General features: G+C 70.8%; 7 protein-coding genes. 3 read left to right on the top strand and 4 right to left on the bottom strand.

Annotated features, from left to right (window positions below):
• Window positions 1–56 precede the first annotated feature (56 nt).
• Complete coding sequence (locus ACFWFI_RS37830) at window positions 57–479, bottom strand: VOC family protein (protein ID WP_387399537.1); 423 nt, start codon at window positions 477–479, stop codon at window positions 57–59.
• A 167-nt stretch (window positions 480–646) separates the two neighbouring features.
• Here ACFWFI_RS37830 and ACFWFI_RS37825 point away from each other — a divergent pair, with 167 nt between their 5' ends.
• Both ACFWFI_RS37825 and ACFWFI_RS37820 read left to right on the top strand, forming a co-directional pair.
• Window positions 647–1,648, top strand: coding sequence for a helix-turn-helix transcriptional regulator (locus tag ACFWFI_RS37825; protein ID WP_387399535.1), 1,002 nt, complete (start codon window positions 647–649; stop codon window positions 1,646–1,648).
• Window positions 1,649–1,735: 87 nt separating this feature from the next.
• A complete protein-coding gene (locus tag ACFWFI_RS37820) occupies window positions 1,736–2,470 on the top strand; it encodes an SDR family NAD(P)-dependent oxidoreductase (protein WP_387399533.1) in 735 nt (244 codons plus the stop codon).
• Window positions 2,471–2,577: 107 nt separating this feature from the next.
• Here ACFWFI_RS37820 and ACFWFI_RS37815 read toward each other — a convergent pair whose 3' ends face one another.
• The 3 genes from ACFWFI_RS37815 to ACFWFI_RS37805 form a co-directional block, all read right to left on the bottom strand.
• Complete coding sequence (locus tag ACFWFI_RS37815; RefSeq protein ID WP_387399532.1) at window positions 2,578–3,495, bottom strand: DUF6891 domain-containing protein; 918 nt, start codon at window positions 3,493–3,495, stop codon at window positions 2,578–2,580.
• A gap of 101 nt (window positions 3,496–3,596) precedes the next feature.
• Window positions 3,597–4,124 carry a nitroreductase/quinone reductase family protein gene (locus ACFWFI_RS37810; protein ID WP_387399530.1) on the bottom strand — a complete coding sequence of 176 codons (528 nt, stop codon included), beginning with the start codon at window positions 4,122–4,124 and terminating at the stop codon, window positions 3,597–3,599.
• Between the two features lie 27 nt (window positions 4,125–4,151).
• Window positions 4,152–4,913 carry an SDR family oxidoreductase gene (locus ACFWFI_RS37805; RefSeq protein ID WP_387399528.1) on the bottom strand — a complete coding sequence of 254 codons (762 nt, stop codon included), beginning with the start codon at window positions 4,911–4,913 and terminating at the stop codon, window positions 4,152–4,154.
• 167 nt (window positions 4,914–5,080) lie between these two features.
• Between ACFWFI_RS37805 and ACFWFI_RS37800 the strand changes: the two genes are divergently transcribed.
• Window positions 5,081–8,464, top strand: coding sequence for an AfsR/SARP family transcriptional regulator (locus ACFWFI_RS37800; RefSeq protein WP_387399526.1), 3,384 nt, complete (start codon window positions 5,081–5,083; stop codon window positions 8,462–8,464).
• Window positions 8,465–8,613 lie beyond the last annotated feature (149 nt).

Genomic DNA, 8,613 nt, shown 5'->3' with positions numbered 1-8,613 from the left:
GGTATGTGCCGCGTACCGCACGGCGGCCGGCCGGTCGTGTCCTCGTCGGGTGCGGATCAGCCGTTGTACGGGGCTGCCACGTCCAGGACCCAGGTCACGCCGAAACGGTCGGTGAGCATGCCGTACAGCGGTGCCCACTGCGACGGTGCCAGGGGCTGCACCACCGTCGAGCCCTCTGCCAGCTTCTGCCAGAGCGCACTGATCTCGTCCGTGTCGTCACCGCGCACGGAGACGAAGAACGGGTTGGTGCCCTGGTCCCAGGGCGTCCCGGAGGGCACGTCGTAGGCCATGACGTGGAAGCCGTTGTCGCCCACCACCTCGCCCCACACCAACCTGTCCGCCTCGTTCTCGTGTCGCACGTCGCCCATGTCCTTGTACGTGACGGCGGCGATGCGCCCGCCGAAGACGGACCGGTAGTGGTCCAGCGCGGCCCGTGCGTCGCCCCGGAAGTTCAGGTGGGTGGTGGTCGTGACGGACATGGCCTTCTCCTCGTTCGCAGTTCGGCGAGACGCACCACCGCGGCGATGGAGCCTGGCGTGCTGCGATCTCGTGGCCAGGGGCCAAGGCCTCTCCGGCGGATACTGGTGTCCACCGTTCCACGGGTAGCGGACAGGTTGTGTCCTGTACTGCGCGCAGAATGGTGAGCATGCAGAAGGCGTCCTCGCGGCTGCTCGCGCTGCTCTCGCTGCTTCAGACTCATCGCGACTGGTCCGGTGACGGCCTCGCCGAGCGGCTCGACATCACCCCGCGCACGGTGCGCCGCGACATCGACCGCCTGAGGGAACTGGGCTACCCGATCCTCGCTTTCAAGGGGCCGTCCGGTGGCTACCGTCTGGAGGCCGGCTCGCAACTGCCCCCGCTGCTGTTCGACGACGGCCAAGCCGTCGCCCTGGCCCTCGCCCTGCAGTCCGCGGCCACCAGCAGCACGATCGGCGAAGACGCCGCACGGGCCCTGGCCACCGTGCGCCAGGTCATGCCGCCCCGTCTGCGTCAGCGCATCGACATGCTGCAGGTCACCGTCGTCCGGTCACCCGGGACCGGCGACGCCTCCCCGGTCGGCACGCAGGTCCTCATGGAGCTGAGCCGTGTCGTCCGCGCCCGCGAGGAGCTGCGCTTCGACTACGGGCAGGACGCCGCCGGCCCCGCAGGGCCACCCCGCCGGACGCAGCCCCACCACCTCGTCACCTGGCGCGGCCACTGGTATCTGATCGCCTGGGACCTCGACCGTGACGACTGGCGCACCTTCCGCGTCGACCGCCTGCGCCCCCGCACCCCCACCGGCCCGCGCTTCACCCCACGCGATCTCCCTGGTGGCGACGTGGCCACTTTCGTCACCGGCCGATTCCGCGGAACTGACGGTTCCACCGCTGACTGGCCCTGTCGTGGCGAAGTCGTCCTCGACCTCCCCGCACAGGCTGTGGCCCCGTTCGTGCAGGACGGAATCGTCGAAGAGCTCGGCCCCGAGCGCTGTCACCTGACCCTCGGCTCCTGGTCGTGGACCGGCCTCGCCACCACCCTCGGTCACTTCGACACCGGCATCCACGTCATCGGTCCACCACAGCTGACGGACGCGTTCGCCGAACTCGCCGCTCGCTACGCCGACGCGGCGGGCACGACCCGATCGGCCCCGGTCATCCGGGCAGACTAACTTGACCATGGGGTCAAGTTAGGTGCTACCGTCAGGACATAAGTTGACCCAGCGGTCAAGTATGCCTCTACGGCAAGGAGCAGTGCCATGTCCAAAGTGATCGCCGTCTTCGGCGCAGGTACCGGCCTGGGCGTGTCCGTTGCCCGCCGCTTCGGGCGCGAAGGATTCCGGGTCGCCCTGGTGGCCCGCCGCAAGGACCGGCTGGACGCCCTCGTGGCGGAGCTCGCCGGTGAGGGCATCGAGGCGGGAGCCTTCTCCGCCGATCTTTCCGAGCCCGCGAGGGTGCCCGCGCTCGTCGAGGCGATCCGCGAGCGTCTCGGCCGGATCGACGTGGTCGCGTACGGCCCGATCAGCGGCGACCAGGGCTTCACTCCGGCCGCCGAGCTGGACGCGGCCACCCTGCGTGGCCTGGTGCCCTTGCTGCTACTCACCCCGGTCGAGGTGGTCCGGGCCGTGCTGCCGGAGTGGACCGGGCGCGGCGACGGTGCCTTCCTGCTGGCTCAGGGCTATTCGGCGGCGCAGCCGATGCCCCACCTCAGCGGCCTGGGTCCGGTGATGTCCGCCACCCGCAACTACCTGTACTCCCTCAACGCGGAGTTGGCCGGCACGGGTGTCTACGCCGGCACCCTGACCGTCGGGTCCCTGATCGCCCGCAGCGAGATCGCCGCCAAGGCCCAGGCCGCCTTCGAGTCGGCCGACGGCCCGGAGCACCCGGTCGTCGACCCGGACGACCTCGCCGAGCACTACTGGGACATGTACACGAAGCGCGACCGCGTCGAACAGTTCCACCCCGAGTCGTTGACCCCGCAAGCCGCGGCGTAACACCTCGGAGGGCACGCGGGGTTGCGGCGGGCCGGCCGCAACCCCGCGCAGCATCACGACGGACGTCCGTACCCGGTCCTGGGGCCGGCCCGATCCAAACGAAAGACCTAGCCGACCAGACGACGGCGCCAGTCCAGGGGAGTGACGGTGATGGCCCGGCTGGGGTCACGGTCCCACTCGGCGTTGAGGCCGGCCGTTTCGAGGGCGGCCACGACCTCGTCGCCGATGGCTACGTCGGTCTCGGACGAGCCGTCGAAACCACCGTGGAGAAGCATCAGGCCCTGGCCGGCCGCGGCGGAGTCCGTGCACTGGGTGTGGAAGTAGACGAACCCGCGTGCCTCGGGCCCGTCTTCGCCGCCGATCTCGGACCGGCCGCAGTTGCGGCAGCAGGTGAAGTTCTCGCGGGCGGTGATGCCGGCCTCCTGGAGGGCGGTGAACGCGCGGGTGAGTCGTTCAGGGTCGGTCTCGCCCTGCCAGGCGGCCTGCTCCGCCACGCGCTCCAGCCACATCCGGTCGGCCAGCGCCTGTGCCTGCTCGCGTGAGACGGGCCGACGGTCCTCGGTGACCAGGTACTCCTCAGCGAGCTCGGCCAGTTGGGCGCGGGAGTCGTAGCCGCCGACCAGCACCTCGCGTACGCGCTTCTCCAACACCTCGCGCTCGTCCCGGCCGAGGTCGAGCGGTGGCACCTCACGGGTGGGGCCCATGTCCAGCAGGGACCAGGCCAGATCGGCGTCCCAGCCGTCCCCCTGGAGAGCCCAGCCGGTCAGCGCCGCGATCACGGCCTCGGGCTTGCCGGCCATCGTCTGGAAGTGCCGGTCGGCTGCACCGTCGCGGTGCTCCAGGGTGTAGTCACCACCGGCCTCGTGCCAGACCTGGGCGAAGACGTCCGGCAGGTCGGGTATCCGTTGGACCACCAGGAACCGGTCACCGTCACCGCCCATGCGCCGGACCAGTCCGGCCAACTCCCCGCCCGACACACGGACGTGCCGTTCCCAGTTCTCCGTCTTCACCACGATCTCGAGCATGCGCAGACTCTGACACGCCCCGCTGACAGCAGCCCTCATGGGATGCGCGACGCACGTCCACCGCGGCGGGAGTTCTCACGTGTTCGCGGGGCTGCCCGACCTCATGTGCGCCGAATCCGTTCCGGTCGGGCACCTGCACGCACGCGCTCGAGGACCACTACCGGGATGGTCCGGCGGCTCTGGGCCTCGTAGCTGCGGTACACGGGAGCGAGACCAGCCATCAGCGCCCACAGCCGCTCCCGTTCCTGCCCATCGACAGTGCGGGCGTGGGCGGCGAACCGCGCGGCACGGATCTGTAGGTGTACCTCCGGGTTCGCTGTCAGATTGAGATACCACTGAGGGTGGGTGTGTGTGATGGTCGAGCCGGAGGCGACGAGGACGTAGCGGCCGTCGTCTTCGCCGTAGAAGAGGCCGGTCCTGTAGAGCTTGTGCGTCTTCCGGCCCTGGTGGGTGAGGACGAGGTTCGTCATCCCTCCTTCGCGGTATCCGCTCGCGCCGTCGGTCGCGAGATAGCGGCGCACGTGTTCCGCGACCGTGGGGTCCGGACTGTCGGCCGCTTCCTGGACGGACTCGGCGGACCCGGCGGCCTCCAGGGAATTCCTTGCGTTTCCGGGCTCTTGAGCGGACATGAGCGTCCTCCTGATCTCCTGATCGGCTCAGTGAGTGCTGACGAGGCCCTGGGCGAAGCCTCCGTCGACGGCGAACTCCACGTTGGTCGTGAAGGTCGCGTCGGCGGCCAGGAACAGGGCGGCGGCGGCTACCTCTTCGACCGTGCCGTTGCGCTTGAGCGGGGTCGTCTCGTCTCCCTGCCGCTCGAACTCCCGGCGCTCCTCGTCGCTCAGGCCGGCCACGCCCATCGTCGGCGTCTTGATGAATCCCGGGGCGACGGCGTTGACCCGGATCTTCCGCGGCAGCAGCTCGGCTGCCAGGACATGGGCGAACGCGCGCATCGCTTCCTTCGACGCGGAGTAGGCACTCAGGCCAGGGAAGACGACGTCGTTGCCGACCGTGGTGAAGACCATCGATCCACCGTCCCTGAGCAGCGGGTCGAGGGCTTGGACGGTGAAGAAGGATCCCTTTGTGTTGACAGCGAAGTGCCGGTCCCAGGACGCCTCGGTGACCTCCCGGAGCTCGGCGAACTCCGCGATGCCGTGGTTGACGAAGAGGTGGTCGATGCCGCCGAGTTCTGTCCGGACGTAGTCGGCGAGGGCGGAGATGTCGGCCATGCTCGCCGCGTCGGAACGCACGACATGCGCGGCCTCGCCCTTCAACTCGCTCCGTGCCTCTTCGAGGGTCTTCTCGTTGCGGCCCGTCAGGACGACCTCGGCTCCCTCGGCCAGGAGCGCCTTGACGATCGCCAGGCCCATGCCGTGGGTCCCGCCGGTGACAACAGCCTTCTTGCCCGTGAACCTGCTCATCGTGACTCCCTGTACGTAGCGGTGGTGTGGGTGCCGGGGTGTTACGGGAAGAGCGTGCGGGACGACGCATTCGGTCGCCTTTCGCTCCGCTGTCGGCTGCTGTCGGAAGGCGCGTACGGGGCCGGTGCTGCTGCCCACCCGGGGGCAGCCCGCAATAGGCTGGTCCGATGCGCTTCGGAGTGCTGGGCCCCTTGGCCGTGTGGACAGCGAACGGTGATCTCGTGGTCGTGCCCGACGCGAAGGTCCGGCTCCTGCTGGCCGAACTCCTGGTGGAACCGGGGCGGGTGGTGTCCGCGGACCGGCTGATCGAGGACCTCTGGGGTGACGGGCTGCCGGCCCGTCCGTTGAGCGCGCTGCAGACTCTCGTGTCCCGGCTGCGCAAAGCCCTGGCATCGGCCGGTGGACGAGAACTGGTGGCTCACCGCCCTCCGGGTTATCTGCTGGAGGTGACTGGCGGAGCGGTGGACGCGGAGCAGTTCATTTCGCTGGCCGACCAGGCCCGTCGTCTCGCGGATCCCCGGGGGCGGGCCGACCGGTTCGCCCAGGCCCTTTCCCAGTGGCGGGGGCCGGCCTTCGCGGGATTCGAGGACGAGCCGTTCGCCCGCGCGGCGGTGACGCGCCTGGAGGAGCAACGGCTGCTGGCCTGGGAGGAGTTCGCCGAGGTCCGGCTCCAGCTCGGAGACCATGGCCGACTGGCCGGGGAACTCCAGGAACTGTCGGATCGCCACCCCTTGCGGGAGCGGCTGCGAGAGGCCCACATGCGAGCCCTGTACGGCGCCGGGCGGCCGGGCGAGGCGCTCGACGTCTATCAGGATGTGCGCCGTCGGCTGGACGAGGAGCTCGGCCTCGAACCGGGCCCCGCACTGGTCGCGCTGCAGCAGGAGATCCTCCGACAGGACCCCGCGGCCCTGCGGCCCGCCCCGGTCACCGGACCCGGCCCGGGTACGGAGAGCCTCGGTCCGCGTGCGGAGAGCCTCGGTCCGCGTGGCGACGCAGCTCGCAGCCGCACCAACCTGCCTGCCCCGGTCACCCCGCTGATCGGGCGGTCGAGCGCCGTGGCCGAGGTGGGGGCCCTGCTGGCGGTGGAGCGGCTCGTGACCCTGACCGGACCCGGAGGGGTCGGCAAGACTCGCCTCGCCCTGGAGGCCGCGAGCGAGTCGGCCGAGTCCTTCGCAGATGGCGTGTGGCTGGTGGAACTCTCCGGACTGGCACGCTCCACCAAGGCGGAGTCGGCCGAACCGGGTCCGGCCGAGGCATCGGGTGCTGCCTGGACGGTGGACGGGCCTGCCGAGGTGGTGGCTGCTGCTTTGGGCATCCGGGACGACGCATGGGCCGGCGCGTGGTCGGCCGCACGCATCCAGCCCCTGGCAGAGAGACTGGCCGACGCCCTGCGCGGCCGCCGACTTCTCCTGGTGCTCGACAACTGCGAGCACGTCGTCGAGACGGTGGCGGGTCTGACTCAGCTGCTGTTGCGGGCTGCGCCGGGGGTGCGCATCCTGACCACCAGCCGGGAGCCGCTGGGCGTTTCGGGCGAGCAGCTCTGGCCGGTGCCACCGCTCGACGTACCACTGCCGGGAGCAGAGTCGGCGGACGTGCTGCGATCCAGCGCGGTCCGGCTGTTCGCGGCAAGGGCCGCCGCCGCGGCACCGGGATTCACCATGTCCGACGACAACGCCGAGGCCGTGGCCACGATCTGCCGTCGTATGGACGGGATTCCGCTTGCTCTGGAGCTGGCGTCGACGCGGGTCAGGGTCCTCGGCGCGGCTCGGCTCGCAGAGCGCCTCGACGACCGGTTCGGGCTCCTGACGGATGGGCGCCGCGATGCTCCGGCACGGCAGCAGACCTTGAGGTCGGTGATCGACTGGAGTTGGGAGCTGTTGACCGCAGCGGAGCAGGCGGTGCTGCGTCGTCTCGCGATCCACTCCGACGGCTGCGACCTGGAGGCCGCCGAGACGCTCTGCCCCGGGGGTGGCGTGAAGACCGGCGAGGTCGTCGACCTGCTGGCCCGACTGGTGGACCGGTCCCTGGTGGTCGTCGTCCAACACGCCGACGGGCCTCGCTACCGGCTTCTGGAGTCGGTGGCCGCGTACTGCCAGGACCGGCTCCGGGCGGCCACCGGCGGCGCCGCGCGCGCCGCCGGGACCGACTCGAACGACCGGGCGGTCTCGTCCGAGTACGACCGGCTACGCAGTGCTCACGCCTCCTACTACGTCGCACTGGCCGAGACGGCCGACATCCACCTGCGCGGTGGCGACCAGCAGCGCTGGCTGCGCCGTCTCGACGCCGAGTCGGCGAACATCCGCGCGTCGCTGGACACCGCGGCCGCGGACGGCGATGCGCGGCTCGCAGGACGGCTGGTCCGAGCAATGGCCTGGTACTGGTTTCTGCGCGGCCGGTTCACGGAGGCGAGACGCTCGATGTCCGAGGCCCTCACCGTCGAGGAGCGGCCCGGGGCTGACCTGGGGGGCGGACGGGAAGGCTCGGACCGCGCGGCCCTCGCCGCCTGGCATGCGGGGATGACGCTGCTGTGCGGCGACCGGACCAGCTCCAAGGGGGAGAGCCGCTCCCCACTGCGCCTCTACGAGGACATTCACGACTCGCGCGACCGGGCAGGGGCCGGCTGGTTCCTCGGTTACGCCGCGACGCTGTTCGGCGCCATGGAGGTCGGGGAGGAGCTCGTTCGCCGGTCGCTGGACGAGTTCCGTGCGGCGGGGGACTGCTGGGGCATCGCGGCGGCGCTGAGTGTGCGGGGCGTGCAACGGTACGTTCGCGGGGAATTGGCAGCGTCCCGGGCCGACGGCGAGACGAGCCTCTCGCTGTTCCGTGAGACCGGCGACCGGTGGGGGCAACTCCAGGCCACCGGCGTGCTCGGCAGGCTGGCAGAGATCGAGGGCGACTACCGGGCGGCCGAGGCCGGGCACCAGGAGGCCCTGGGCATCGCCGAGGACCTGGGCCTGTGGACCGAGGTATCCACCCGATGGTCCGAACTGGGCAGGATCGCCCTGCTGACCGGGGACCACGTACGGGCCGAGGGCCTCCACGAGCGGGGCAGACGGGTGGCCGTCGAGCATGGGGACCGGCGAGCACAGGAGTTCGCCGAGACAGGGCTCGCTCTCGGGGCGCGGAGGCAAGGGCGGCTCGATGTGGCCGAGGCGTATCTGCGTACCTGGCTGGAGTGGAACCGCCAGTTCGACGCGGAGAACGGCGCCGCCCTGATCCTGGCCGAACTCGGATTCATCGCCGAGCAGCAGGGTGACGCCGAAGCGGCTCTGGACCTGCACACGGAGGGCCTGAACGCGGCTCGGAGCACGGGTGATCCGAGGGCGATCGCCCTTGCACTGGAAGGGTTGGCAGGCGTGTGGCAGCTCGCGGGCCGCCCCGAACTCGCCGCCGGTCTGCTGGGCACCGCCACCCGGTCGCGAGCCTCGGTGGGCGCACCGTTGCCACCCGCCGAACGCGGCGACGTCAGCCGCATCACAGCCGCCGTACGGAACGCCATGGGCGATGCCGACTTCGCGGCCGCGTTCGCGAGGGACGCGGAAATTCCGTAGCGCCGCGAACCCCTGGGGGTCTGTGAATCCTGCCGGGGGCACAGAGAAGTAGCAGGTCGGAGGTCCTGTCGTCCGCGGCGGATGGCAGGGCCTCCGACCTTGGCGCCCATATGCGGCGTACAGACCCGTGCACGCCCCCGACCGGGGGC

It is taken from the genome of Streptomyces sp. NPDC060209, assembly GCF_042728155.1.
Taxonomy (GTDB): Bacteria; Actinomycetota; Actinomycetes; order Streptomycetales; family Streptomycetaceae; genus Streptomyces.
The sequence above is the reverse complement of the archived record's forward strand: the minus strand, read 5'-3'. Positions and strand labels throughout refer to the sequence as shown.